The organism is Prevotella sp. TF12-30, from assembly GCF_003436715.1.
Lineage (GTDB): Bacteria > Bacteroidota > Bacteroidia > Bacteroidales > Bacteroidaceae > Prevotella > Prevotella copri_A.
In genome coordinates this window covers 462-685 of sequence record NZ_QSQJ01000130.1, presented here as the reverse complement: position 1 = coordinate 685, position 224 = coordinate 462, and the positions used below count along the sequence as shown (strand labels likewise).

Here is a 224-nt window from a genome sequence, read left to right as displayed (position 1 = left end):
AGCAGGTAAAGACCAACAATGCCCGCTATGGATTCCTCGCCTCCTCCAACAAGCTGTTGGAAAAAGTGACCGTGAATTTCCAGGGCGAGACCCTGCGCAGCTATGCCTTCGACTATAAGGAGGGGGCTTTCCACAAGGAAATGCTCACTGGTGTCAGACAGTATGACAACAACGGCAAGGAAGTGGCATACCAGAACTTCGACTATTATGATGATGTGCAGGCA

Annotated in this window: 1 protein-coding gene; it reads left to right on the top strand. The window is 50.4% G+C overall.

All coding sequences use genetic code 11. From position 1 onward, the window contains the following. Positions 1-224, top strand: a 224-nt coding sequence (locus DXD25_RS17045; RefSeq protein WP_187360515.1) for a hypothetical protein, incomplete at both ends; no start/stop codon positions are given.